The organism is Bacillus sp. FSL H8-0547, from assembly GCA_038002745.1.
Lineage (GTDB): Bacteria > Bacillota > Bacilli > Bacillales > Bacillaceae > Bacillus_P.
Window position 1 is genome coordinate 1 of sequence record JBBODD010000001.1, and the last position, 25,964, is coordinate 25,964.

General features: G+C 44.1%; 26 protein-coding genes. 6 read left to right on the top strand and 20 right to left on the bottom strand.

The genetic code is table 11. The features are described from left to right. Positions 1-396 precede the first annotated feature (396 nt). Entirely contained in the window at positions 397-825 is a 429-nt protein-coding gene (locus MHB63_00005; GenBank protein MEK3804967.1) for a CBS domain-containing protein, read from the bottom strand. A gap of 195 nt (positions 826-1,020) precedes the next feature. Here MHB63_00005 and MHB63_00010 point away from each other — a divergent pair, with 195 nt between their 5' ends. Then, positions 1,021-1,377 (top strand): YugN family protein, encoded by a 357-nt coding sequence (locus tag MHB63_00010; GenBank protein ID MEK3804968.1) that lies wholly within the window; start codon positions 1,021-1,023, stop codon positions 1,375-1,377. 132 nt (positions 1,378-1,509) lie between these two features. Here MHB63_00010 and MHB63_00015 read toward each other — a convergent pair whose 3' ends face one another. The 9 genes from MHB63_00015 to cyoE all read right to left on the bottom strand — a co-directional run bounded on the left by MHB63_00015 (position 1,510) and on the right by cyoE (position 9,761). Next, positions 1,510-2,526, bottom strand: a complete 1,017-nt coding sequence (locus tag MHB63_00015; protein ID MEK3804969.1) for a sterol carrier protein domain-containing protein — start codon at positions 2,524-2,526, stop codon at positions 1,510-1,512. A 37-nt stretch (positions 2,527-2,563) separates the two neighbouring features. Next, on the bottom strand, positions 2,564-3,073 hold the full coding sequence (locus MHB63_00020; protein MEK3804970.1) for a GNAT family N-acetyltransferase: 510 nt from the start codon (positions 3,071-3,073) through the stop codon (positions 2,564-2,566). 144 nt (positions 3,074-3,217) lie between these two features. After that, a complete protein-coding gene (locus MHB63_00025; GenBank protein MEK3804971.1) occupies positions 3,218-3,679 on the bottom strand; it encodes a DUF420 domain-containing protein in 462 nt (153 codons plus the stop codon). Between the two features lie 58 nt (positions 3,680-3,737). Further along, positions 3,738-4,643, bottom strand: a complete 906-nt coding sequence (gene ctaG, locus MHB63_00030; GenBank protein MEK3804972.1) for a cytochrome c oxidase assembly factor CtaG — start codon at positions 4,641-4,643, stop codon at positions 3,738-3,740. 159 nt (positions 4,644-4,802) lie between these two features. Then, on the bottom strand, positions 4,803-5,132 hold the full coding sequence (gene ctaF / locus MHB63_00035; protein ID MEK3804973.1) for a cytochrome c oxidase subunit IVB: 330 nt from the start codon (positions 5,130-5,132) through the stop codon (positions 4,803-4,805). Positions 5,133-5,136: 4 nt separating this feature from the next. After that, positions 5,137-5,760 carry a cytochrome c oxidase subunit III gene (ctaE, locus tag MHB63_00040; GenBank protein ID MEK3804974.1) on the bottom strand — a complete coding sequence of 208 codons (624 nt, stop codon included), beginning with the start codon at positions 5,758-5,760 and terminating at the stop codon, positions 5,137-5,139. Continuing rightward, a complete protein-coding gene (ctaD, locus tag MHB63_00045; GenBank protein MEK3804975.1) occupies positions 5,760-7,631 on the bottom strand; it encodes a cytochrome c oxidase subunit I in 1,872 nt (623 codons plus the stop codon). Before ctaD ends, ctaE begins: the two co-directional genes overlap by 1 nt. Positions 7,632-7,665: 34 nt before the next feature. After that, the gene (gene coxB / locus MHB63_00050) at positions 7,666-8,745 is read right to left on the bottom strand and encodes a cytochrome c oxidase subunit II (protein MEK3804976.1); all 1,080 of its coding nucleotides are present in this window, start codon (positions 8,743-8,745) and stop codon (positions 7,666-7,668) included. A gap of 98 nt (positions 8,746-8,843) precedes the next feature. Continuing rightward, positions 8,844-9,761, bottom strand: a complete 918-nt coding sequence (gene cyoE / locus MHB63_00055; protein ID MEK3804977.1) for a heme o synthase — start codon at positions 9,759-9,761, stop codon at positions 8,844-8,846. A gap of 462 nt (positions 9,762-10,223) precedes the next feature. On the opposite strand from cyoE, the gene MHB63_00060 reads away from it, so the two are divergent. After that, positions 10,224-11,165: a heme A synthase gene (locus MHB63_00060; GenBank protein ID MEK3804978.1), complete on the top strand. Its 942-nt coding sequence runs from the start codon at positions 10,224-10,226 to the stop codon at positions 11,163-11,165. Positions 11,166-11,192: 27 nt separating this feature from the next. Here the strand turns inward: MHB63_00060 and MHB63_00065 are convergent, their stop codons facing one another. The 5 genes from MHB63_00065 to glsA all read right to left on the bottom strand — a co-directional run bounded on the left by MHB63_00065 (position 11,193) and on the right by glsA (position 19,235). Continuing rightward, positions 11,193-12,617: a deoxyribodipyrimidine photo-lyase gene (locus tag MHB63_00065; GenBank protein ID MEK3804979.1), complete on the bottom strand. Its 1,425-nt coding sequence runs from the start codon at positions 12,615-12,617 to the stop codon at positions 11,193-11,195. A 309-nt stretch (positions 12,618-12,926) separates the two neighbouring features. Further along, on the bottom strand, positions 12,927-16,370 hold the full coding sequence (gene pyc, locus MHB63_00070) for a pyruvate carboxylase (GenBank protein ID MEK3804980.1): 3,444 nt from the start codon (positions 16,368-16,370) through the stop codon (positions 12,927-12,929). Between the two features lie 69 nt (positions 16,371-16,439). Then, positions 16,440-17,648 carry an FtsW/RodA/SpoVE family cell cycle protein gene (locus MHB63_00075; protein ID MEK3804981.1) on the bottom strand — a complete coding sequence of 403 codons (1,209 nt, stop codon included), beginning with the start codon at positions 17,646-17,648 and terminating at the stop codon, positions 16,440-16,442. A 263-nt stretch (positions 17,649-17,911) separates the two neighbouring features. After that, positions 17,912-18,193: a YlaN family protein gene (locus MHB63_00080; protein MEK3804982.1), complete on the bottom strand. Its 282-nt coding sequence runs from the start codon at positions 18,191-18,193 to the stop codon at positions 17,912-17,914. A 112-nt stretch (positions 18,194-18,305) separates the two neighbouring features. Beyond that, positions 18,306-19,235: a glutaminase A gene (gene glsA, locus MHB63_00085; protein ID MEK3804983.1), complete on the bottom strand. Its 930-nt coding sequence runs from the start codon at positions 19,233-19,235 to the stop codon at positions 18,306-18,308. Positions 19,236-19,369: 134 nt separating this feature from the next. Here glsA and MHB63_00090 point away from each other — a divergent pair, with 134 nt between their 5' ends. Beyond that, a complete protein-coding gene (locus MHB63_00090) occupies positions 19,370-19,858 on the top strand; it encodes a peptidyl-prolyl cis-trans isomerase (protein MEK3804984.1) in 489 nt (162 codons plus the stop codon). A gap of 58 nt (positions 19,859-19,916) precedes the next feature. On the opposite strand, the gene MHB63_00095 is transcribed toward MHB63_00090, so the two are convergent. Continuing rightward, positions 19,917-21,245, bottom strand: coding sequence for a PhoH family protein (locus MHB63_00095; protein MEK3804985.1), 1,329 nt, complete (start codon positions 21,243-21,245; stop codon positions 19,917-19,919). A gap of 170 nt (positions 21,246-21,415) precedes the next feature. On the opposite strand from MHB63_00095, the gene MHB63_00100 reads away from it, so the two are divergent. Further along, the gene (locus MHB63_00100) at positions 21,416-22,030 is read left to right on the top strand and encodes a YhcN/YlaJ family sporulation lipoprotein (GenBank protein ID MEK3804986.1); all 615 of its coding nucleotides are present in this window, start codon (positions 21,416-21,418) and stop codon (positions 22,028-22,030) included. A gap of 131 nt (positions 22,031-22,161) precedes the next feature. On the opposite strand, the gene MHB63_00105 is transcribed toward MHB63_00100, so the two are convergent. Continuing rightward, on the bottom strand, positions 22,162-22,617 hold the full coding sequence (locus MHB63_00105; GenBank protein MEK3804987.1) for a pyridoxamine 5'-phosphate oxidase family protein: 456 nt from the start codon (positions 22,615-22,617) through the stop codon (positions 22,162-22,164). A 175-nt stretch (positions 22,618-22,792) separates the two neighbouring features. Here MHB63_00105 and MHB63_00110 point away from each other — a divergent pair, with 175 nt between their 5' ends. Then, entirely contained in the window at positions 22,793-22,993 is a 201-nt protein-coding gene (locus MHB63_00110) for a YlaI family protein (GenBank protein MEK3804988.1), read from the top strand. Beyond that, complete coding sequence (locus MHB63_00115; protein MEK3804989.1) at positions 22,993-23,415, top strand: hypothetical protein; 423 nt, start codon at positions 22,993-22,995, stop codon at positions 23,413-23,415. Before MHB63_00110 ends, MHB63_00115 begins: the two co-directional genes overlap by 1 nt. A 10-nt stretch (positions 23,416-23,425) precedes the next feature. Here MHB63_00115 and MHB63_00120 read toward each other — a convergent pair whose 3' ends face one another. From MHB63_00120 to typA, 3 genes are read right to left on the bottom strand one after another with little or no spacing between them, the layout of a single operon-like run. Then, positions 23,426-23,707: a hypothetical protein gene (locus tag MHB63_00120; GenBank protein ID MEK3804990.1), complete on the bottom strand. Its 282-nt coding sequence runs from the start codon at positions 23,705-23,707 to the stop codon at positions 23,426-23,428. Next, positions 23,704-24,030 carry a YlaH-like family protein gene (locus tag MHB63_00125; protein MEK3804991.1) on the bottom strand — a complete coding sequence of 109 codons (327 nt, stop codon included), beginning with the start codon at positions 24,028-24,030 and terminating at the stop codon, positions 23,704-23,706. Before MHB63_00125 ends, MHB63_00120 begins: the two co-directional genes overlap by 4 nt. Positions 24,031-24,066: 36 nt before the next feature. After that, positions 24,067-25,911 carry a translational GTPase TypA gene (gene typA, locus MHB63_00130; protein ID MEK3804992.1) on the bottom strand — a complete coding sequence of 615 codons (1,845 nt, stop codon included), beginning with the start codon at positions 25,909-25,911 and terminating at the stop codon, positions 24,067-24,069. Between the last annotated feature and the right edge of the window lie 53 nt (positions 25,912-25,964).

The following is a 25,964-nucleotide window of genomic DNA, read 5'->3' on the forward strand; positions in this document are numbered from 1 at the left end:
CATCTGATGATTTTCCAATGAAGGATAATACCCCTTCTTCCGGCACGTTCAGCTGCTCTTCAGACTGCCCGGCGAGCTGTTCGCTCTCATCCTGCTGTCTGATCGGCTGCTCATGAGTTCCATACTGAATATATAAAAAATAAGAACCTGCAATAATCAGCAAAAGAAAAAACGTCTTAAATATACCGCCCAGCTTTCATCCCTCCAGGTCTTTCGTTTCTGCCATTATATGAAACAGCAAAATCTATATACTAGTAAACAGTATTTCACAAGATTGGCAGATAGTATATCCTTTTATACGTCATTTAATCAAAAAACAGGTTTTTTTTCAAATCGTAAGGTTCAAAAGTGCTAAATATTTAAAAAGGAGCATGCAGCTGCATGCTCCTTTCATCTTCAGTGGAAATGGCTTCCATGTTCAGAAATGTCTGAGAGCGCCGTTCCTGCTCTTTGATCTGTCAGATGATTAAGTGACAGGTCTCCCAGTGAAACCATCCCCAGCATACGGCCATTTTCCACTACAGGAAGCCGTCTGATCTGATGCTCGGCCATGAGCCTTGCAGCTTCTTCCGCTGTTGCATCCGGGCCGATTGTACAGAGGTGATCACTCATCACGTTTGTCACCTTGTTGGACCCCGGATGTTTTTCAGCTATTCCCCGAATAACCAAATCACGGTCTGTAATCATTCCAATCAGCTTATCCCCTTCGACTACGGGAATCGAACCTACATCCCAGTCCCTCATCTTAACAGCAGCCTCATAAACATTATCAAGCGGTGTGCATACCTGAATATCTTCAGACATAATATCTTTCACTTTTTGCATCTTTTATCCTCCTGACAAACGATATGTGAACGGAACCGTTCCAATACACCCAGTTTGTCCAAAAACAAGATAAAGATGTAAAATAAAAGGTAAAGATTGAAAGTTCGATGCATTCGTACTATGATTGAAGGGGAGTTCATTAAAGCGCTTTACTAATGAAAATGCCGCGACAAGGTTTTTAGGAGGGAATACATAATGAAAATGGAAAACACGGGACTTGACGGGCTTACAATTGAACTGAACAGACTGGATGAAATCATGGATGATCTTGGAATTGTCCGTGCAGGCCAATGGGATTATGAGCGCGTTACATATGACCGCAAGTTTGAAAACAAAGGGGAAACGTTCTACCTGCGCATTCCGGGCTATGCCGCTGAAGGTGATATCGGATCAAGACATGCAGTAATTAAACTCATGACTCCTCTTCTTGGAAAGCACTATTATCCTCATGGTGTTGAATACGGAGAAGGCGAGGATTTTCCAAACGCTGTTTTAAACACAAGCAAAAATCTTCTGAAACAGCTGAAAGAAGAAATCGGCCGCATCGTTTAAACTGTCTCTGGCAAGTGCAGAAGCAGATGGCAGAAAAGCAAAAGCTCTTGCAGCTTTTGTTTTTTTGAAGCAATCGTCACAATTGAAAAAGATCTGATAGAAAAGCCGGACATTTTTGTCCGGCTTTTCCATTTATACATAACAATGGGGCTTTTGACGCGGCAAAATCTTCTCCAGCAGGCTCATATCATTTTTAGAACCCTTTATATATCCTGCTTCAAAAAGCACCCTTGGATTAAGACTTTTAAACAATGCCGCAGCGAGAATACCGCTGTCCATATACAGCCCCATTTTACTGGCGTCAGAACGTACAGCTCTTCCCGCGCCTCCTTCAATGCAGTATGTGCCGCTGTTTGCAGGCATGGATGAATCCGTAACGTGTAAATACAGCGGACTTCCTTCGTTTTCAAAAGGAAACATAGCTAAAAAATCAGGCAGATTCGTAATTTTCCCAATAATAGCTGGAATATGGCGGCTTGATAAAAACCGATTTTTCAACTGATATGGAAATGAATCATTCTCTTGTGCAGTCAAAACTATTTCATTTACTTGAAGCGTCCTGATTTTGTTCCAAAGGGCCGGTTTAGCCTTCGGGCTGATTGCAGCCCATTCTTTTATATGAAGCTTTTGATCAGCCAGGAAACATTTCATATAGCCAATGACTTCACCTTTGTCGTTAACCGCTGCAAAAAGCGAGTTTTGTCCCACACTCTTATGATCAGTGAGGTTGTCGGAAGAAGAAATTAGACAGGTGTGATGCCCGGATAATTTCCTCACAATCTGTTTTGACAAGTATTCACCGCTGATTCCATCAGCTTCAAATACTTCACAGGTACTGTTAAATGACCGTAAATAAAGGCATTCCGCTGCCATTCTCCATTCCCTTGCACCTATTAAAGTTTCAACGCCATACTTCCTTTTGAAGGAGAGAGGCACGTCATCAAAAAAAACCAAGTGACATCCCTGATTTCTCCAGTCTTCAAAAAGACCCTTCATTTGCCTGTCCAACTTGCGGGACCTCCAATTAAAGAAAGGGGATGCGCTTACTTGAACGGCTTTAAGCTTATGACCCGAATAAGTTAACTCTCTAATGCGGACAATTAAATCTTCCCCGGGTGCACCTTGAAAAAACGGCAGATCTGCTTCCATTCTTTTTTCGGCTCTTCCTATGCTTAACACCTCTCTTCTATGCTTTCTTTTTCAGCTCCCAGGATAAAAAAACATCTTCTTTTTTCGTGCAGATCATACCGAGCTTTTCAAACAGTTTAATGGATTTGCTGTTCTCATCCAGACACTCCATCTGAATGCTGGCTACTTTTCGTTCACTTGTCAGCCATTCCATGACAGCGTCAATCGCTTCATAGGTCAGACTTTCTTCATCAGCAGCTTCATGAATGTTGTAGCACAGCTCAACTGTCCCGCTGTCATCAGGCATTCCCTGAAGAAACAAATCGCCGATAATTCTTTTTTCATTGTATAAAATGATCAGCCAAAGGCCCCATCCGTACTCCTGATCGTTTTCCTCGAGCTTTTCAATATACAGCGGGAGCATCCCTCTTACAGCAGAAGAAGGCCAGGCACAGGGTATTCCAATCGGGGACCGGGTTTCCAGTTCCTTTCTGTGGAAAATCAGCGATTTTGCAATATCCAATGAACAAGGAATAATTAAAAGCCGGTCTGTTATAATTTCAATCATCTTCCCGACACTCCCTTTCAAGAACTCCCTCATACTTTCATTTTATGGCCATAATGAGCGTCCTATACTTCCTGCAGTCCGTTTTTTCATGTTCAGAGCATAAAAAAGAAGCAATAGAAATCTTTCATTCTATTGCTTCCTCATTTAAAATCCAAATATCGCTTTAAACACAGATGTCGTTTCTCCGCCTTTGTATTGAATATAAAGGAGAAAATAAACAGCAACTCCTGTGATTGCAGTAAAAAACCAGATGACGCTTGTTCCGGGTCCAAGCTTTCTGTGCCTTGCGAGCCTGTTTTTAAAACCTGAGACCAGCATGATGATTCCAAGCACTGCCCCTACAGTTGCAAGAGTGATATGGAAAATCAAAAATACTGTATAGTAGATTTTGATAGAATCAGGTCCGCCGAAAGCAGTGTTCCCGACAAAGATTGTCCGTGATGCATAGACAATAAAAAAGATTATCGCAAAAACAGCGGCCGTCATCATCGCCTTCTGATGCGCCTCTATTCTCCGCTGTTTGATAAGATACCATCCAACAGCAACGGCTGCAGCGCTGAGAACGATAAAGGCTGTACTGATAGTAGGTAAAAGAGGTACGTTCATATTGGCAGCTCCTAATATAGTAATCATAGATTGATAAGCAGAAAAACCGGAGCGTATCTTATTTTACCGGCTGAGGAGCAAGACGGCTGCGTTCTTCAAGTTCGTCTCTCTCTCTTTCTTTTCGGGCCCATTTAAAGAAAATAATCCCGAGCAGTCCCCCATAGACAAATTCCTGAATAATCTTCATCATGATGCCGCCAAGCTGCTGGTCTTCCACTAATGGAAGGGTATTAAACATTTCCGGGCCGGTAAGATCAAGTCCTGCCAGCATGCTTGCAGGAACGCACAGTTCAAGAGCACTCGCCCAGGCAGCTGGATTCGTGTAGGTGGAATACAAAGATATATCTGCGAAGATAATCAGCGCACATGCCGGTGTAAGCAGCATTCCATTTGCAAATATGTAGCCGATCTTCTTAATTCCGCCAAGCTCTCTCCATTCAGGAAGCTCATTTAACAGAGGCCACCACATAAGCATTGCGGCAATAAAAATAAAGATGGTAACAGCCGCATGAAGGATATGGTCTGTTTTCACCGCATCAAAAACAAGAGGAATATGATAGAGCGAAAAAACGCCATTAAATACAAAAAGGGCAATCAGCGGACGGGACAGGAAGGAAACTGTCTGTTTAATAACCGGTCTGTAAATGATGGCTCTCCACATCCATACGGGCACACCATAGATCATAAGCGGCGGAACGAGCAAATATAAGAGGGCCATTTGTGTCATATGTGCACTGAACATTAAATGCCCCATTAAATCCAGAGGACTGCCTTTTACCGCATAAAGAAGAAGAATAGACGCCGTGAACAGGGATTTCTGTTTGAACGTGACAGGTTCACTGTCTTTAAAACGGCTTCTAAGCGGCCCTGCTGCAAGGAAATAGACCACTAGAATACTTGCTGTAAACAGAAAAAAGTACGGGCTCCACATTGCTCTAAAGCCAAACATTTCTAAATTTAACAATGAGTTCAACTCCTATTTCTGCTAGTACTCCCTGTCCTATTATACACCTTAGATGAAGCGCTATCAATGAACGTTCTATGACAAAGACACAGGACTTCCAGGATTGCCTGAAAGAAAAACATAAAAATAATCCGGCTGAAAAATCAGCCGGATCAGAACTTACCACCATATGATTGTGACAAAAGCAAGGACTGTTAAAAACGCAACGCCGATTCCTGAATAAAGGAAAAGCGCAGGCACCTCATGTCCTTTATGGCTCATGTGCATGAAGTAGTAAAGCTGGAAAATAACCTGTACGACAGCAAGAAGAAGGATAAATGGAATCTTAAACCATTCTGCAATGCCGTCATATCCGATCGCAACAAAAGCAATGACAGTCAGGAAGATCATCAGTGCAAAGGTTACGACCTGATATTTCATATCTTCTTTGTTTTTCTTGCGGCGATATGCAAGATCTACTTTTGGGTTTCCTGAGTTTTGATTTGCCATCAGTTTATCCCACCATTCCCATTAAGTATACAACTGTGAAGATGAATACCCATACAACGTCAATGAAATGCCAGTAAAGACTTGCAACGTAGTATTTAGGTGCGTTGTATAAGTTCAGTCCTCTTTTTGCATTGCGGACCATCAATGTTGTAATCCAAAGGAGACCGAATGCCACGTGGGCACCATGTGTTCCGACAAGCGTGTAAAAGGCAGAGCCAAGTGCACTGCTTGTCATAGTGAATTTGAATTCATGAATATAATGATTGAATTCATAAATCTCAAGTGCAAGGAAGGCAGCTCCTAAAAGAACCGTGATTCCCATCCATAGCTGCATTTTTTTAAATTGAAAGTTCTTCATGTGATACATTGCATATACACTCGTCAGAGAACTTGTCAAAAGAAGCATTGTTGCACCAAATACGAGCGGAAGCTCAAACATCTCCTGGGTTGTTGCCCCTCCGTTGTCAGAATCCCTGAGTGCCAGGAACGTGGCAAATAAAGAAGCGAACAGAACCGTCTCTCCGCCCAGGAACAGCCAGAAACCCAAAAACTTATTTTTGCCTTCAAGGGTTGCCTTTTCAGGTGAGGCAGGGAACGTTTCAGCTGTCAATTTTTCCTCAACATGCATTATGCCTTTACCCCCTTATCGTTATCATCATTCATCAAATCTTCTTTGTGGATGTGATAACCGTGATCATCAATGACAGAACGCAGGAACATACAGCCAAGAGTAATGGCAAATCCGATAATAATAACCGGAACGCCCCATGCGTGTTCTGAATGATAAAGCAGTCCGAATGCAGCAACGAACAATCCAAAAGACATGATCAAAGGAAGAATCGATCCGTTAGGCATATGAATATCGCCAAGCGGCTCGGCTGGAGTCATTCCTTTATTGCCTTCCATTCTTTCTACCCACAGTGCATCAAGCCCGCGTACAAGCGGAGTTTGTTTGAAGTTGTATTCAGGTGCCGGCGATGAAACGGCCCACTCAAGGTTGCGCCCGTCTCCCCATGCATCTCCTGCAGCTTTTTCACCTTTAATCGATGAAATAATGATGTTCCAGAGCAATACGATTGTTCCGGCTGCCATCAGGAATGCACCGACTGTACTGATAAAATTACCCATTTCAAGTCCCTGGCCAGGCAGGAATGTGAATATACGGCGCGGCATCCCCATCAGTCCAAGGAAATGCTGAATAAAGAAAGTTAAATGGAATCCTGTAAAGAACAGGACAAATGTAACGACGCCAAGCTTTTCTCCGAGCATTTTTCCAAACATTTTCGGCCACCAGTAGTGAAGGCCTGCAAATAATCCCATGACAACTCCGCCTACAATAACGTAGTGGAAATGGGCTACAACGAAATACGTGTCATGATACTGATAATCTGTAGGAGCAGCAGCAAGCATGATTCCTGTTACTCCGCCCATTACAAACGTCGGGATGAATGCTACAGACCAGATCATCGGAACGGTAAAGCGGATGCTTCCGCCCCACATTGTAAACATCCAGTTGAAGATCTTAATGCCTGTAGGAACAGCAATTGCCATTGTGGCAACCGCGAAAATTGCATTTGCAATCGGTCCGAGACCGGTTGTAAACATGTGATGCGCCCATACCATGAATCCTAAAAAGCCGATAAGTACAGTTGCGAATACCATGGAAGAGTATCCGAAAAGACGCTTTTTGGAAAAATGAGGAAGGACATCAGAGAAAATTCCGAATGCAGGAAGAATCAGGATGTAAACCTCAGGATGTCCGAAGATCCAGAATAAATGCTCCCAGATGATTGTATTTCCGCCTAGTTCAGGAACGAAGAACCCTGTTCCGAAAATGCGGTCAAACATCATAATAGCAAGGCCGACTGTAAGCGGCGGGAAAGCGAACAAGATAAGTGCAGATGCTACAAACGTTGTCCATGTAAACAGCGGCATGCGCATGTAAGTCATTCCTGGTGCGCGCATATTGATGATGGTTGCAAGGAAGTTAATCCCGGCAATCAGTGTTCCAAATCCTGATATCTGGAGACCTAATAGATAAAAATCGATTCCGTGTCCAGGTGAATTAAGAGCAAGCGACGCATAGTTCGTCCAGCCTGCATCAGGAGCTCCTCCTAAAAACCATCCCATGTTCAGGAACAATCCTCCAAAGAAGAAAAGCCAGAAGCCAAGAGAGTTTAAAAAAGGAAATGCAACATCGCGGGCTCCGATTTGAATAGGAACCACCGCATTCATAAATGCAAAAATCAGCGGCATGGCTGCCAGGAAAATCATGGTTGTTCCATGCATGGTTAAAACTTCATTATATAGTCCGGCTGAGATGAAATCATTATCCGGTACAGCGAGCTGAATACGGATCAGCATCGCTTCCAGACCTCCCACGAGGAAGAAGAAGCCGCCGGAAACCAGGTAAAGGATGGCGATTTTCTTATGGTCTACCGTTGTCAGGTAGTCCCAGAGAACTGCGCCGAACCCTTTTTTCTGAGTTAACGTACTCACAGTGTTACCTCCCTTTTATTCTGCTAAGACAATCTTATTTGGCTTCTACCTTCAAGCCGCTTAAGTATTCTGTAAGAGCATCAAGTTCCTGATCATTCAGTTCCGGGTATGTTTTTGTCATTTTATTGCCCGGTTTGTACTGTTCAGGATCTTTCAGCCAGTTTCTGATGTTCTCTTCATTATGAGGAAGAATTCCTGCAACTCGTGAACGCTCGCCGAAGCTTGCAAGGTTGGGAGCAGTTCTTGCCTGTTCAGGACGCTCATCCACCGGAGTGACAGCGTGACAGCCGATACAGCTTTTTTCCTGGAACAGCTTCTCTCCTTCTTTAGCAAGGTCAGAAGATGCAACAGCTTTGGCATTCTTCATTTCTTCAGCCCACTGAACAAACTCTTCCTTGGATTTTGTTTCAACTTTAAAATCCATCAAAGCGTGTGAAGGTCCGCAAAGCTCAGCACATTTTCCGTAGAAGTATTCTCCGGCCTGCTCAGCGCGGTCACCGTCAAAATTAAGCCAGAATTTATTCACATTCTCCGTGTTTGTATCCATTTTTCCGCCTGCAGAAGGCACCCAGAATGAATGTTTAACATCAGAAGCAATCAGGTTAAAGTAAACCCTTTCATCTGTCGGCACAACTAAATCCTGGCTCGTGATGATCCCGTAGTCAGGATACTCAAATTCCCACCAGTAAAGGTTTGCTCTTACGTTTACAACGACTGCATCTTCAGGCTTGCGGTCTTTTTTATCCATTGCCTTGACGTCTGCAAGCTCAAATGTTGCAGATACTACAGGAACCGCCAGCACAAGCAGTAAAAGAATAGGAATAACAGTCCAAATGATTTCCAGTTTATGACTTCCCTCTACTTGCTCGGGAATTTTATTTTCCTCACCTTTGCGCTGTCTGAACTTCACAACCACATAAATGAAGATCACAGTTACGACTGCGATTACAATGACCATGATGAGTGTACTCAAAATCATAAGCGAGTACTGCATATCCGCTACTTCACCAGCTGGTTGAAGAGCGGAAAGATATGGTTCACCACAGCCGGCTAGGACAAGTGTCAGCATTGCAAATACGGCAACGAGACGAAATTTTGTCAGCCTCTTTTCCATAGCTAAATCAAACCCCTCTTTCAGTAAATTAATCCCCGCATGCTCACAGGAATTGTCAATTCCTTCTATGTAAATTCCTAAAAGAAAGAATTTCTAACCTAGTTGATCGTGAAAAGTACCATCGCCACAAAAAGGATCGTTAAGTAGTTCAGCGAATAAATAAACATCCACTTTGCCCATTTCAGGTCATCCTTAGCCTTTATGCCGGACACGGCAAGCACTAGCCAGCCGAGGTTCAGGGCAGTTGCCAGAATAATGAATGCTGCACCAAGCTGAAACAAGTAAAACGGCAAAGGCAATAGACAGATTACCCAGACCATCATTTGCCTTTTTGTAACAGCAAATCCGTGAATGACAGGCAGCATTGGTATCCCGGCTGCCCGGTATTCCTCAACCCGCTTCATTGCGAGAGCGAGAAAATGCGGCGGCTGCCAGATAAACATGATCAAGAACAATACCCATGCCGTCACACTGAGGTCTGCATCAACAGCTGCCCATCCAATGAGAGGAGGAACGGCACCGGAGATGCTGCCGACAACTGTATTCAGCGTATAGTGGCGTTTTGTCCACATTGTATATAAAAAGACGTATGTAATTACGCCGATCAACCCGATAAGCGTTGCTGCTGCCGTTGTCATGGAGAGCATGATAAATCCGAATGCAAGCAATAAAACACCAATCCACAGTGCCTGAACTGGATTCATTCTGCCTGTGACAGTCGGTCTCGTCTTTGTCCGCTCCATAATATGGTCTATGTCACGGTCATAAAAGTTGTTGATGGCACAAGATCCTGCAATCACAAGAGCGGATCCTGACAGCGCATACAGAACTGTGTCAATATTGCCGAGAAAACTTAGCCCGTTAAAATACAGCGCAAGCCAGATGCCAGTGAACGCGGTGATTAAATTGGAATTGACGATTCCCATTTTAATAAGGCTCAAAAAGTCTTTTAAGACGGTTGATTCATAAACTACTTCACCGAATCCTGTTTCTTTCGAGGTCCTTGAATCAGGCACGTATGACAGTCCCCCTTTTAACTCTGCTGCCGGCTGTGCAGCTTGCTATATCATACTAAATTAAGCAATATTTTCAAAATCGCTTCCTTCTTGATATTAAACCATAATCGGTTCTTGTTTTGTGAACAAAATATGAAGAAGTTTTGTCGAAATTGTGAAGCAGAACAGGAGAGCCGGCTAATTCATTGAAAAGCAATTCATTCACTGATACTCTAAAAATAAATGGCACACCTTTATGACCACGTTAACATTCTATCATACCTGTCAGGAATTTTTTATAGATAATGGAATCTTTTGCGAAAAAATGATTCTATTGGGATTTCTCCATATCATTCCTTTTCATTCATTCTGTTTTGCCAGTATAATAAACAGTAGATAGATATTGTCATTATTTGTTGCCTGCCGGACTTTAAAGTGTCCGGTTTTCATAAGCTCATTACTACGAATAAGAAGGTGAACATCTTGCATCGAGCATTAAAAGGAATTGGTGTGCTCACAACACTAGTGATGCTTCTTGTGCTTTTAGGGGGAGCACTCGTCACAAAAACGGAATCCGGCGCAGGATGCGGAGATTCCTGGCCGCTCTGCCACGGAGAACTGATTCCGTCTGAAATTACCCCGGAGCTTGTCATTGAGCTCAGCCACAGGGTTGTCAGCGGACTTGCGGGCATTCTTGTCCTGCTGTTGGCTGTAACTTCCTGGATCAAAATCGGACATAAGAGGGAAACGAAATTTCTGGCTGCTCTTTCTTTCTTTTTCCTGATTCTTCAGGCGCTTATTGGTGCAGCCGCAGTAAAATGGGGACAATCTGATGCCGTTCTTGCCCTGCATTTCGGTATTTCTCTTATCTCTTTTGCATCAGTGCTGCTGCTCACCCTGCTGATTTTTGAAGTAGACAAAAAGTTTGATACAGAGTCCCTTATTATTGATAAAAGGATGAAATTCCACAGCATCGGCATCATCTGCTACACATATATCGTGGTCTATACAGGTGCATTTGTCAGACATAAGGGGGCAAGCCTCGCATGTCCGGAATGGCCGATGTGCAGCAACAGGCCATACGGGCTGCCTGGAACTCTGCATGAGTGGATTCAGATGGGCCACAGATTTGCAGCTGCTCTGATTTTTGTTTGGGTGGCATATGCTGCTTATACCGCAGTTAAGCACTATAAACATCAGAAAGCTGTCTATTATGGATGGATCATAGCGTTTGCCCTTATTTCCATGCAGGTCGCATCAGGCGCGCTTGTCGTATTAACCGGGCTGAACCTTGGCGTTGCCCTGGCCCACGCACTTATTATTTCCTGTCTGTTCGGAGTGCTGAGCTATTTCATTCTGCTGATCAGCCGCAACCGGATAAACCGTGAGGCTTTGAAGAATAAAGAAGATAAGAAAGCCATATAAAAAAGAGAGGCATTATGCCTCTCTTTTTTATATGCCCTGAAACATTTCAATTGCTTTTACCCGCTGTTCGCTGTGTATGACTGTAGGTTCCGGATAATCGTTTCCGATGATGCAGCCAGCTTCTTTCTGTTCCCCTCTGCTCATCTTCCACGGCTCATGAATCCGTTTAGCGTCTACGTCCCGAAGCTCGGGCACGTATTTTTTGATATACTCTCCATCAGGATCAAACTTTTTTGATTGTGTGACCGGATTAAACACTCTGAAGTACGGGACAGGGTCTGTTCCGACAGATGCTGCCCACTGCCATCCTCCAATGTTGGATCCGGGCTCATAATCGACTAGTTTTTCTGCAAAATACGCCTCCCCGAGCCTCCAGTCAAGCAGGTAATCTTTCGTTAAAAAGGAAGCTGTGATCATTCTCAGCCGGTTATGCATCCATCCTTCTGCATTCAGCTGCCTCATGCCCGCATCAACGATTGGATAGCCTGTTTTTCCTTCTTTCCACGCTTTCAGCCTCTCTTTATCCGTATTCCATTTAATTGTCCGGTAGCGCTGATCCGCTTCTTCATTCACGCTGTTTGGGAACTGAACGTACACCATATTATAAAAGTCCCGCCAGGCAAGCTCCTTGATGAATGTTTCTTTTCCCTTATCCTGAAGATGATCCTCACTCTGCATAATGTGGTGATAGACAGTGCGGATAGAGATGCTTCCAGTTTTTAAATATCTAGAGAGTCTGCTTGTCCCCACTTCAGCCGGAAGGTCTCTTTTTTTATGGTAATCTTCCAATTTTTCGTCTGTAAACTCCTGCAGGGTTTTAAGAGCAGCTTCTTCCCCGACGTCCTCTCTTTCTTCAAGGCTGCCGATAATCTCCTTAAGCTTTTCAGCCCCATTACCAGGAAGGTCCTGCTTTGAAACGGTGCAGGCACTTAGTTTTTTCAGATCGATTTCGGCAGGCTGTTTTTTTTCAAGCTTGCTCCACGCTTTGTAATAAGGCGTGTATACTTTGTAAAGGGAGCCGTCCTGCTTTTTAACTTCCTGAGCCCCATGAAGGAAATGATCCTGAAACGTCCAGTACTCGACCTCATTTTCTTTCAGAACCTTTTTCACCTTTTCATCGCGTTCTTTTCCGTAGCCTGTTTCATCTTCATTAAATAAAAACAGGGTGATCTCAGGTATTTTTTTAATTAATGATTCCATTATTTCTTCTGTCTCGCCATACATCAGATGAAAGGCAATTTTATGTTCCCTGCAATGATCCATAAACGCCTTTAATGTCTGAAAAAAATAGTGATGGCGGAAGTCTGCCGGGTTTTCAAGAAAAGCCGGATTCAGCTGAAAAAACAAAAACAGCTTTCCGTTATGTTCTTCTGCCCATTTTACGGCCTCTGACAGGGCTGTATGATCCTGCAGCCTTAAATCTCTTCTGAACCAGACTGCTGCTGTCTTCATGACAATCACCTCTTTCATGATTGTACTGTTTTCCCCCGGCGAATGAAAGAAATGATAGGCTCGGTAAAGAACAAAAGCGTAAGCGCCAAAGTCCGCTCCGATAGGCAGATAAAAATCCGTCGGAAAAGTCCGGGTCCCGCCTTTTTTGACGGATTTGTTCTGACAGAGGATTTAGGCGCTTCCGCTTGCCGAGGATAACTTTGTTATGTAATCCACAGCCTTTTGCTCTTTATCATTTCCTTAACAAAGAAAAAGACAAGAGCCGGGTTCACACCGGGCTCTTGCCTTTTCGGTTTATATAAGTAAGAATTACTCAGTCATTTCAATCAGCAGATCACCAGTCTGAATGGCTTCACCGTTTGCAACATGAATCTCTTTTACGGTACCTGAGAATGGAGCCTGAACGGTCGTTTCCATTTTCATAGCCTCAGTGAGAAGAAGATGATCGCCCTTGCTTACTTTTTCGCCTTTTTCAACAAGTACTTTTATCACTGTTCCGGGCATTGTCGCACCAATGTGATCCTTGTTGCCTTTATCAGCTTTCATTTTGGCGGTAACCGTTGCCTTGACGTTTTCATCGCGGATGATGACTTCACGCGGCTGTCCGTTCAGTTCAAAATAAACGACCCGCGTACCGTCCGGCTGAGGTTCGCCTATTGATACTAGTTTTACGATCAAGGTTTTACCCTGTTCAATTTCGACTTCAATCTCTTCGCCAAGTCTCATTCCGTAAAGGAATGTAGGTGTATCAAGCACAGAAATATCACCGAATTGTTCAAACGTCTTTGCATAGTCAAGGAAGACTTTAGGGTATAGAGCATGGGCAATCGCATCGAAACTTGTCACCTGACGGCCAAGCGTTTTAAACAGGTCTTCTTTTAAAGCAGGAAAATCAACCGGCTCAAGCAGTTCTCCCGGTCTGACCGAAATTGGATCTCTGCCTTTAAGAATGATTTTTTGCAGTTCTTCAGGAAATCCGCCATGCGGCTGGCCGAGATAGCCTTCAAACAGCTCTACAACTGAATCAGGGAAATCAAGCGATTCGCCGCGCTCAAAGATATCATTTTCTGTCAGGTTGTTCTGAACCATAAACAGGGCCATATCGCCGACTACTTTAGAAGAAGGCGTCACTTTCACCAAGTCTCCAAAAAGATCGTTGACGCGTCTGTACATTTCCTTTACTTCATTCCAGCGGTCATCAAGGCCGACTCCTTTAGCCTGCTGCTGAAGATTGCTGTATTGTCCGCCGGGCATTTCATGCATGTAAACTTCAGAGTGAGGGGCATTCATGCCGCTTTCAAAATCCCGGTAATAGTGACGCACGCCTTCCCAGTACTGCGAAAGCTCTTCCAGTGCTTCAATATCAATATTCGGACGCCGCTCCATTCCCTGCAGAGCATGATAAAGGGAATTGGCGCTCGGCTGTGAAGTCAGACCTGCCATCGAACTCACCGCTGTATCCACAACATCAACACCTGCTTCAATCGCTTTGGCATATGTAAACAGGCCGTTTCCGCTGGTATCATGTGTATGAAGATGAACAGGGATATCAATTGTTTCTTTCAAAGCGGAAATCAGATCATAGGCAGCCTGCGGTTTAAGAAGACCCGCCATATCTTTAATTCCCAGAATATGCGCCCCTGATGCTTCAAGTTCTTTCGCAAGGTTCGTATAGTAGGCAAGATCATATTTTCGGCGGGAAGGATCAAGAATGTCGCCTGTGTAGCAAATAGCCGCTTCTGCAAGCTTGTTTGATTTTCTTACCGCTTCAATGGCTGGCCGCATTCCCTCTACCCAGTTCAGGCTGTCAAAAATCCGGAAAACGTCAATGCCGGCATAGGCTGACTTTTCTACAAATTCTTCGATCACATTGTCAGGATAGTTCTTATACCCAACAGCATTTGAAGCACGGAGGAGCATCTGCAGCAAAACATTCGGGACTTGTTTTCTGACTGTCAGCAGTCTGTCCCACGGATCTTCTTTTAAGAATCTGTACGCTACATCAAATGTAGCGCCGCCCCACATTTCAAGAGAAAACAAGTTAGGAAGAAGTCTTGCTGTCGGCTCTGCAATATGTTTGATGTCATTTGTTCTCAGTCTTGTGGCAAGCAGAGACTGATGGGCGTCGCGGAATGTTGTATCCGTCAGCAGCACTTCGTTTTGCTCTTTCAGCCAGTTTACAAGACCTTCAGGCCCAAGCTTGTCAAGAATCTGTTTTGTTCCCTCAGGGACCGGTTCTGAGTATTTGACTTTCGGAATATGAAGCTTGTCAAATACAGGTTTCTTTTTCTTCTCAATGCCGGGAAATCCGTTGACGGTCACATTGCCGATATAGGAAAGCATCTTTGTTCCCCGGTCTTTTTTCTTCGGAAAAACAAACAGCTCCGGTGTCGAGTCGATAAAAGAAGTATCGTATTCACCTGACATAAACTTTTCATGCCTGATTACGTTCTCGAGGAACGGAATGTTTGTTTTAATACCGCGGATGCGGAACTCCCTTAAGTTTCTGATCATTTTGGCAGCTGCCTGTTCGAATGTAAGCGCCTGTGTTGAAAGCTTTACAAGCAAAGAATCATAGTGAGGTGTAATGACAGCTCCCTGGAATCCGTTGCCGGCATCAAGTCTGACCCCGAATCCGCCGCCTGAGCGGTAGGCCATAATTTTTCCTGTATCCGGCATAAAGCCGTTCAAAGGATCTTCTGTCGTCACCCTTGATTGAATGGCATAGCCTGTTACTCTGATCTCATCCTGCTGCGGTATGCCGATTTTACTGCTGTGGAGGGCATGTCCCTGTGCAACCATAATCTGCGTCTGCACAATGTCAATGCCAGTCACCATCTCAGTAATCGTGTGCTCTACCTGTACGCGGGGATTGACTTCAATAAAGTAGAATTCTCCGCCTGCAACAAGAAATTCAACCGTTCCTGCATTTACATAGCTGACATTGCTCATCAATTTCACAGCTGCATCGCAAATTTCCCGTCTGAGTTCTTCGCTTACAGATACGCTTGGTGCAACTTCCACAACCTTCTGATGACGGCGCTGAACCGAACAGTCGCGCTCATAAAGATGCACGATGTTTCCGTGGTCATCCCCGATAATCTGAACTTCAATGTGCTTTGGATTTTCAATCAGCTTTTCAACATACACTTCGTCATTGCCGAATGCAGCCTTCGCTTCAGATTTGGCGCGCTCATAGCTTTCTTTCACCTCAGAAGCACTTCTGACAATCCTCATGCCGCGTCCGCCTCCGCCAAGGGAAGCTTTGATAATGAACGGATATCCGTTTTTGCGTCCGAAATCAACTACATCCTCAAGGCTTGCAACAGGTCCGTCGCTGCCTGGAATGACAGGGATTTCTGCCAGTTCGGCCTGTTTTCTAGCTTTTACTTTGTCCCCGAACATATCGAGATGTGCGGATTTAGGCCCGATAAAAATAATGCCTTCTTCTTCGCATCTTCTTGCAAAGTGAATGTTTTCCGACAGGAATCCGTATCCGGGATGGATGGCGTCAACCCCGTTGTTTTTCGCAATTTCAATAATACCTTCAATATCAAGATAGGCATCGATCGGTTTTTTCCCTTCACCGACTATGTATGCTTCATCTGCTTTATAACGGTGGAAAGAGCCAGAGTCCTCCTTGGAATATACAGCGACCGTTCTGATGTTCAGCTCCGTGCAGGCGCGGAACACGCGAATGGCAATTTCACCGCGGTTAGCTACAAGTATTTTCTGAATTTTTTTCTGCGTCATAGGAATCCCCCTTAGGCTTCATCAGTTGTTCGATTAATAGTATAACACATTAGAAATTAGTATATCACTTTAATTTTGCTGAAAGGGAACCGCGTTGCCTTTCAGTTCAGCTGTTTTTTTCACTTCATCCTTCTGATAAACAGAGCGGTATTTAACAAACATTGAAATGTTTATTAGCAGCCCCATTGAAAGCATCAGCAGGATCATCGACGATCCCCCGTAGCTGATAAACGGAAGCGTAACCCCTGTTATTGGAAGAAGTCCGGTCAGGCCGCCGACATTTATGGCTGTCTGAATTCCGATCATGCTGGAAATGCCAATGGCAAGTAGTGTGCCGAATGCATCATCGCAGCTGCGTGCAATATGAAATCCTTTCAGCACAATAAAGGCCAGGAGAACAAGGACAAATAACACGCCAAAAATGCCAAGCTCTTCTGATATAATCGCAAGAATAAAATCTGTATGCGATTCAGGCAGATACCCGTACTTTTGAATACTTTCACCAAGGCCAAGGCCCGTAAGCCCGCCTGAGCTGATGGCATAATAGGAATTGATGAGGTGGAAACCTGAATCTCCTGCATCAGCAAATGGATCCATAAAGCCTGTGAATCTGCTTACACGCTCCGTTGTAAAGATATCGTCCCACATAATAAGAACAAGCGGACTGATCAGAACAGCCATTGCAAGACCGAGAATCAGCAGTTTTACAATATTCTTCATGCCTAGACCCGAGCACAGTACCATTGATACGGCAATCATGGCAATAATGGAAGCAGAACCGATATCCGGCTGCAGAATGATCAGGACACAGATAAACCCTGTAAAGATGATCGGAGGCAGAACCCCTCTTCCAAAATGATCGATATAAGCCTGTTTTTTTTCATAAACTGCAGCGAGATACAGGATCACACTCAGCTTTACAAATTCAGCAGGCTGAAGCTTAAAACCCAGAACGGAAAACCAGCTTCTGGCTCCCCCTGCTACCGATCCGAACACAAAGATCGCGAGCAGCATGCCGATGGATATCAGGACGACGCTTCTTAGAAAAACCGGCTGCAGATAAGCTCTGTATGGGAAAAACATGGCCAAAAGCAGAACAACAAACCCCGCGGCAACGAAGATTGCCTGTCTGATAAAGAAATGGTCGCTCGCATAATCCCACCTTGCAACCGCTGAAATCATGCTGGAACTGTATACCATGACAAGTCCGAATCCGCACAGAAGAAGAACCGCAAGGATAAGTGAGTAGTCATATGATTTTAAGATTTTTTTTATCATTTTATCGCTTCCTATCGTTACAAGTTGCTGTTTTCATGATGAAGTTCTTTTCCTTTTATTGTTCGAGATTGGCAGACGGAATTCCTTCTGAAATCTTGCTTTCAGGGGCACGACTTATGGTAACGCGCTAAACAGGCGGAAACAAGTTAAAAAAGTATGTAGGTCTAAAGCTCCGGGATTGATTTACCTTATAAAAAAACTCAAACTGCATTTTTCAGGCAGTTTGAGTTTTCATTTTCATTCAGTAAGCTTTAACGCGAAGCTTATTTTTTCGTAAAAGCTTCATGAAGTGCAGACATTTCTCTCTCAAGTGTGTCGAGGATCGCTTTGCCTTCTCTTTCTTCGATGAGATCAAGCCTGACAGCAAAGTCAATCTCTCTTGAAAGTCCAAACATTTGTGTATCTAAAACCTCTTCGTAAAGAGGACATTGAGGCATCGTCAAATTGTCCATTTGGACTTGAATCAGCTTCGTAATTTTATCAGCATCCGCTTTTAAAAGAGCAAGTGCTTTTTCTCGATGATCAATTGCAATCTCAGACGCCAATTGAACCCCTCCGTTCCCGAGCGATTACCTTAATCTATCTATTAATATTATAGGGTAAGCGTGAAAAAATCAAGAAAAAACAGGGTGTTTCCCGCACGCCGGCCCTCTTTTGCTAAAAGATGCTCAATTCATATTTTTCTGACAAAAGATTGAGGAGTTTTATTCCTGCAATACTGTTCCCCTTTTCATCAAGAGACGGCCCAAAGATGCCGATTCCAAACTGATAGGGGACGATCCCCATAATTCCGCCTGAGACCCCGCTCTTTGCCGGAATGCCTACTTTTATTGCAAATTCGCCCGAAGCATTATACATTCCGCACGTTACCATAAAGGTTTTGCAGATTCTGGAAATATCCTTTGGAATCACCTGCTGTTCAGTTTCGGGGTGCTTGCCGTCGAGCGCAAAAACAGCCCCTATCTTTGCCAGGTCCAAACTGTGCATCTCAATAGCGCACTGATTGGAGTATAAATCAATCAGATCTTCAACGTCCCCTTCAATGATCCCGTCTTTTTTCATGAAATAACAGAGCGACCTGTTCAGCCAGGCGGTTTCAAATTCAGACGCGGCCACATTTTTGCAGATGTTTATTTTCTTGTTAAACGTAAGCTTCCGTATAAAATCAATATACCTCAGCAGTTTTTCTTCCATTGTCGAGCCTTTAATCATATTTGTGACCGCAAGCGCACCGGCATTGATCATCGGATTCAGAGGGCGCTGTTTTTCGTGTGTTTCGAGTTTGACGATGGAATTAAACGGATCTCCGGTCGGTTCCATTCCAACTTTGCTGAAAACGTACGGCTCCCCGTGATCCATTAAAACAAGTGCAAGAGTCAGTACTTTTGATATACTCTGCAGAGTGAACGTCTTTTCAATATCCCCGGCAGACATACAGGAATTTCCCACATGGTAAATGGCAACTGACAAATCATCCGCTTCTGCTTTTCCAAGCTCAGGTATATAATCCGCTACTTTTCCTTCTGACGTCACCTTTTTCGCTTCTTCCACCAGTTCAGCAAGCTCTTCATTCGTCTTGCACGGCATTTCCGTTCACCTCATCTGTTCATCATTATGAAACGTAGTTTGCCCAATTAAAAGAATCAGCATGAGCGGCATGACAAAATACAGGAAAGCGCTTATACTTTACAAAGAGCTTACTAAAGGAAGGACGTGCAGCAATGGAATCCATCATTACTCTTACAGGAAATGTAGCCTATTCAATTACACTCGACCCGGGGGTCTGGATTTTTGATGACCGCAAAGTGGATCTGAACACTTATTTCGAAGAAAGCAGAGACTCCCTTGACGAGCTTGAGGAATACACTAAAGCTGTTTCAAAACACTGGGATCAGGAAATAAAAGAAGGTGCGCGGCTGCCGGAAGAAAGAAAAGTTTCAAAAAAAGAAGCGCTGCTCAACGGAACGTTCGGAATTCCATTTTTCCCGTTTCTCCAAAATGCCGAGCCGAAAGCTGATGCAAGAAAAGTCATTTTTTTCACTGGCGAAGGAGAAATTGAACTGACTCTGGAAGAAGCCTCAAACGCCGTAATCGGCTTCAGCAGAAACGGGAAACCCCTAACTGAAGATGGTCCTGCGACTCTTTACTATGGTGACGGAAGCAATAAAGACAATCCTGTTAAAAAAATAATAAAAATAATTGTTGAATAGAAAGCATTCTCTGCTTTCCCATAAGAAAGCCGCTGAGATCAGCGGCTTTTCGTGTTTTTTATAACAAATCAGCTGCCAGCTGCGCGAGGCCAGAGCGCTCACCTTTGACAAGTCTGACATGCCCTGCAATCTGCTGGTCTTTAAATTTCTCCACAACATAGGTTAACCCGTTGTTGTATTCGTCCAAGTAAGGATGATCAATCTGCTCGGGATCCCCCATGAGGACAATTTTGCTCTTTTCCCCTACCCTCGTAAGGATTGTTTTCACTTCATGCTTGGTTAAATTCTGAGCTTCATCAATGATAATGAACTGTTCAGGAATACTTCTTCCTCTTATATATGTGAGGGCTTCTACTTCAATTGAACCCATTCCGGCAAGAATGGCATCCAGTTCCCCCGGCTTTTTGGCATTAAATAAATATTCGAGGTTATCATAAATCGGCTGCATCCACGGTCTGAGCTTCTCCTGCTTTTCCCCCGGCAAATAGCCGATATCTTTTCCGACCGGCACAATCGGCCTTGCGACAAGCAGTTTTTTAAATGATCCCAGGTCCTCTGTCTGCATAAGTCCAGCGGCCAAAGCAAGCAGCGTTTTGCCTGTTCCCGCTTTCCCGATCAGCGTCACAAGAGGCATATCGTTTCTCAGAAGCAGCTCCATCGCCATTGTCTGCTGTACGTTCCTCGGTTTTATCCCCCAAATATGATCATGATCAAAGACCAGACGTTTTACCTTTTTCCCGGTTTTGTCCACAATTCCAATAGCAGATGATGAACCGCCGAGAGCATTTTTCATAATGACAAACTGATTCGGATAAAATGGATGATTTGTCACCTCTGCCAGAATCAGCTCATTTTTTTCGTAAAACCTGTTTAGATCATCCCCGCTTATATACAAATCAAGATAGCCCGTGTAGATCCGGTCAATCTCAACCACTCTGTCGCTCAGAAAATCTTCTGCAATGAGCCCGATTGCATCAGCCTTAACTCTGACCAGCGTATCTTTGCTTACCAATATGACAGGTCTGCCGTTTTCGGTTGTCTCTTCTTCAATTGACAGATTTTTCGCCACCGCAAGGATCCGGTTATCATTTGTTTTTTCAATAAAAATCTCCTGCAGCTCGTGAAACGAGCGGTGATTCAGTTCAATTCTTAAAAAGCCTCCGCCCGGCAGCGGTATTTTTTCATGCAGCTTTCCGATGAGCCTTAGGCTATCAATGAGTTTGGAAACATGTCTTGCATTTCGTCCTATTTCATCCATATACCTTTTTTTTGAATCGACCTCTTCTAGAACAACTGCTGGAATGACTACTTCGTTCTCTTCAAATGAAAAAATGGAATTCGGATCTTGAAGTAAGACATTCGTATCCAAAACATAGATTTTACTCAACCTTCCGCCTCCTACCTTATACGGGTTTTTAGAGCGTGCTGCGCGTGCTCGGGGTCCTGAAATAATCAAGCTGTAATTGAAGCGTTGCTAAAATATATGAAATGGTGCATAAAGATAGAAGATTTATCGGACAATAAAATTAAAAAGCATGGTCTAAAAGGAGTGATTACATGCGCAGTATGACATTTTCAGCATTGGTCCTTGTGCTTATGCTTTCAGCCTGTTCTTTTAATCAGGGATCAGAACAAAACCGTTCTGAAGATCAAAATGGAAAGCCGATGAACGTCAGGAACTCTGTCAATGAGCCGGTTGAAAAGAAAACAGGCCAGCAGATTTCACGCCGCCTCGTTGATCTTGCAGGCCGGGTGCCTGGTGTAAATGATGCCAGCGCCGTTGTTCTCGGAAGATATGCCATTGTAGGGATTGATGTGAACTCAGAGCTTGACAGAAACAAGGCTGAATCCATTAAATATGCGGTAGCAGAAAGCATTCAGCATGACCCGTACGGTGCAAATGCTGTTATCATTGCAGATGCTGATACGACAGTGCGTCTAAAAGCAATCGGCAAAGACATTCAGCAGGGCAAACCGATTTCAGGCATTCTTGATGAGCTTGCTGCCATTGTCGGACGCGTGATGCCCGAAATCCCGAATGATGCTCTTAACAATCAAAACCGCCATAACAGACCGACTGAACAGGACAACAATCAGCTCAACTCAAAAGAGCAAAAAGAGCTTGACCGCGAACAGAATGATCAGTCAGAGAACCACTTAAACAGAAACTAACTCAAAAGACCAAGCGCCTTGTTCTGACAGAGGACCTAGGCGCTGGAGCTGGACGACGAAAACTAATCGTAATATTCACTGGAACCATGAATAATTCCATAACAAACACAAAAAGCTTAGTTCATCCTGAACTAAGCTTTTTTCATGGCTTCAAGAACCTGGCCGTCAAGCTTAGCTGCTGCTTTTTCATCATATGTTTTTTCATATGCTGGTTCAGCCGAAATTTTCGAACCGTAAAACATCACATCTCTTACTTCAGAGATCACCAGTTCGATCAGGGCAAGCTTCAGAGGGACAGATTCAAGTTTTTCTTCTTTTATATGTGCATTTCCGTTAATTGTATATGTAGACTCGTTTGCAAGCAGCGTCAGAGCTGCAGCAGGATGTTTTTTGACATTTTTGACAATCCGCGAGCGGTTATCAACGGCAAGGTACACCCGCTCCTCATCCGGTGCAAAAACCCAGGAGACGGCAGAAACATTCGGAGCGCCTGTTTCAAAGTCAATTGTGGCAAAAACAGCAAAACGTTCTTTCTGGAGATTGTCAAACAAAGGCTGAATCAATTTGGTTTCTGACTTATTAGCCATTTTCTTCCCTCCATATTCGTTGTATAATGCTATCATACCTTTTTTTTCTAATGCTTGCTACATTCAAATTCGGACATCCTTTTTGCCGATATATCTCCGCTGCCTGCTGAACTTACGAATGGGACGGGCGGCTTAATCAATTCATTATCTCCAATAAATAAGAATGAGGTGTCACATGAGAGTAAAATGCGTGCTGTGCGACAAAGTTGAAACGATCCATGATGAAACACTCCAGGCTAAGCGTCTGCGCAACAGGCCTATCCATACATACATGTGCAAAGAGTGTGAAATCAGAATTGAAAACCGGACAATTGAACGCGCAAATACCGGGAATTTCAAGCTTTACAGAGATAAAAAAACAGAGGACAGCTGGTAGTGGCACTGAGAGGGGCCATTGCCGGCCTGCTGAGCGGAATTCTTTTGGGGCTTTTTCTTAAATTTGCCGAACAATTAAGCGGCGAAAAAGTATATGTTTTACTCCTTAATATTGACTTTATATACAGGAGGCCTCTCCCTGAACTGGCTGAATTCATTCTTCATTTGGCGGTGGCTGTTGCAATCGGTATCGTCTGCAGCTGGATGACCCGTGCTTTCAGGCTGTCTGCCGGAAAAGTATGGGCTGCTTCTTTCCTCCTTACCCTGCCTGCAGCCCTCCTTTATTTCCCTCTTACCATTCTTGCTGTTAAAGAAACACCCGGCATTTTTAATATTGAAGCGATCTGCTGGTGGATCGCCGGCCATATTCTGTTTGCCGCAGTTCTTGCGGCATGCATACACAAAAAGACACCTCGGAGTTGAGGTGTCTTTTTTAATAGTTCTTATATTTTTCAGGCTCAGCTTCAATCTGCTCAATCATGCTGTCAATCAGTTCAACGGGAAATCTGGATGATTTCAGTTCCCCATTCAGCTTATATGCGACCAGGTACATCACTTCGTCCTTTTGGACAGAAATTTCCTGTATATCATGATTTTCCTTCAGCAGCTGATCAAAAAGGCTGAATGTATCTGCTGCTGCCGTGTCTTCAGGACGGGCGTCTGCCACTGTTTTAATGGAGAGCCAATTGTAGAGGGAGTCCTGAATCGACTTCATGTTGCGGCATCCTGCTGCTCGGCTTTTTTTGACCTGTGGAGTCTGATTTTATAAATAATCAAAATCAGAGCAGCCACAATAAGTCCTTCTGCAACAGGCAAAAACGCTCCTAAAAACGTCAGAACCGTACAGCCGAACATCAAAAACAAGTAGATGACAATTGTCTGAAGAAGGGGAAGCTTTTTAGCAAACCCCAGCTTGAATACGACAATTGACAATCCGAGAATGACCAAATATAAGATATTTGCCCCTGTTTGTGTATCGGGTTCAGTTGCCGTATAAATGCTGTAGGCAACCGGCCACATACTTTCGTATACGTTCATCCCGCTATCCCCTCCATTGCACGTCCAGAGTCAGACTTAAAGCAATCCTGCAAGCTTTTTCTTTTTTGCCTGCTTTTCGCGTTCGTTCTTATCAAGAATTTTCTTTCTCAAACGGATTGAAGTAGGCGTAAGTTCGCAATACTCATCTTCGTTCAAGTATTCAAGAGATTCTTCAAGTGACATGATGCGAGGTTTTTTCATTGTGCTCGTTTGATCTTTGTTCGCTGAACGGATGTTTGTCTGCTGCTTCATTTTGCAGATGTTGACAACAAGATCGTTTTCGCGGTTGTGCTCTCCTACGATCATTCCTTCATACACGTCTGTACCTGCATCAAGGAAGATGATTCCGCGGTCTTCAATTCCCTGGATACCGTAAGTCGTTGACTTTCCGTTTTCCATTGAAATCAGTACACCCTGACGGCGTCCGCCAACCTGGCCAGGCTGCATTGGCTGGTAGCTGTCAAATGTGTGGTTAATGATGCCGAAACCGCGTGTAATAGACATGAACTCAGTAGAGTAGCCGATTAATCCGCGTGCAGGCACGTTGAAAATCAAACGGACTTGACCGTTGCCGTTGTTGATCATATCAAGCATTTCGCCTTTGCGGGCACCAATTGATTCCATAACAGAACCAGTATGCTCTTCAGGAACATCGATTTGAACACGCTCAACCGGCTCACAGCGTACTCCGTCAATTTCTTTTACGATAACTTCAGGTTTTGAAACCTGCAGCTCATAGCCCTCGCGGCGCATGTTTTCGATCAGGATAGAAAGGTGAAGCTCACCGCGTCCTGAAACGATCCACGCATCCGGAGATTCTGTGTTCTCAACACGAAGGCTGACATCTGTCTGAAGCTGCGCCATTAAACGCTCTTCGATTTTACGTGACGTCACATATTTTCCTTCGCGGCCTGCAAATGGGCTGTTGTTGACAACAAACGTCATTTGAAGGGTAGGCTCATCGATGCGGAGGATAGGCAATGCTTCCTGATGCTCAACCGGGCAGACTGTTTCCCCTACGTTGATGTCTTCCATTCCGGAAACGGCAACAAGATCCCCTGCCTTAGCGCTTTCGATTTCAACGCGTTTTAATCCCTGGAATCCGAATAATTTCGTTACACGGAAGTTTTTGATGCTTCCGTCGATTTTCATTAATGAAACCTGCTGGCCGACAGTCATCGTTCCGCGGAATACACGGCCGATTCCGATACGTCCTACATAGTCATTGTAGTCAAGAAGAGCTACCTGGAATTGAAGAGGCTCATCTGTGTTGTCAACTGGTGCAGGAATGTTCTCAACAATAGAATCAAATAATGCAACCATGTTTTCTTCCTGATCAGCAGGGTCCGGACTTGTGCTTGCCGTTCCGTTCATTGCAGATGCAAAGATAACCGGGAACTCAAGCTGTTCTTCCGTTGCATCAAGTTCGATGAACAGGTCAAGAACTTCATCCACCACTTCTTCAGGACGTGCAAAGTCGCGGTCAATTTTATTGACAACAACAATCGGCGTCAGCTTTTGCTCAAGTGCTTTTTTCAGCACGAAGCGTGTTTGGGGCATACATCCTTCATAAGCGTCAACAACAAGAAGTACGCCGTCAACCATTTTCATGATTCGCTCTACTTCTCCGCCAAAGTCGGCATGTCCTGGTGTATCCATAATGTTAATGCGTGTATCTTTATAGTTAATTGCCGTATTTTTTGCCAAGATCGTGATTCCGCGCTCGCGTTCGAGGTCGTTTGAATCCATCGCTCTTTCTGCAACTTGTTCGTTCGCACGGAACGTTCCTGCCTGGTGAAGCAATTTGTCTACAAGCGTCGTTTTCCCGTGGTCTACGTGGGCAATAATCGCAATGTTTCGAATATCATTTCGAAGTTTCACATTTTCATCTCCTAAAAATTTAAAATAACCTAGTGTATTATACCACAAACTTT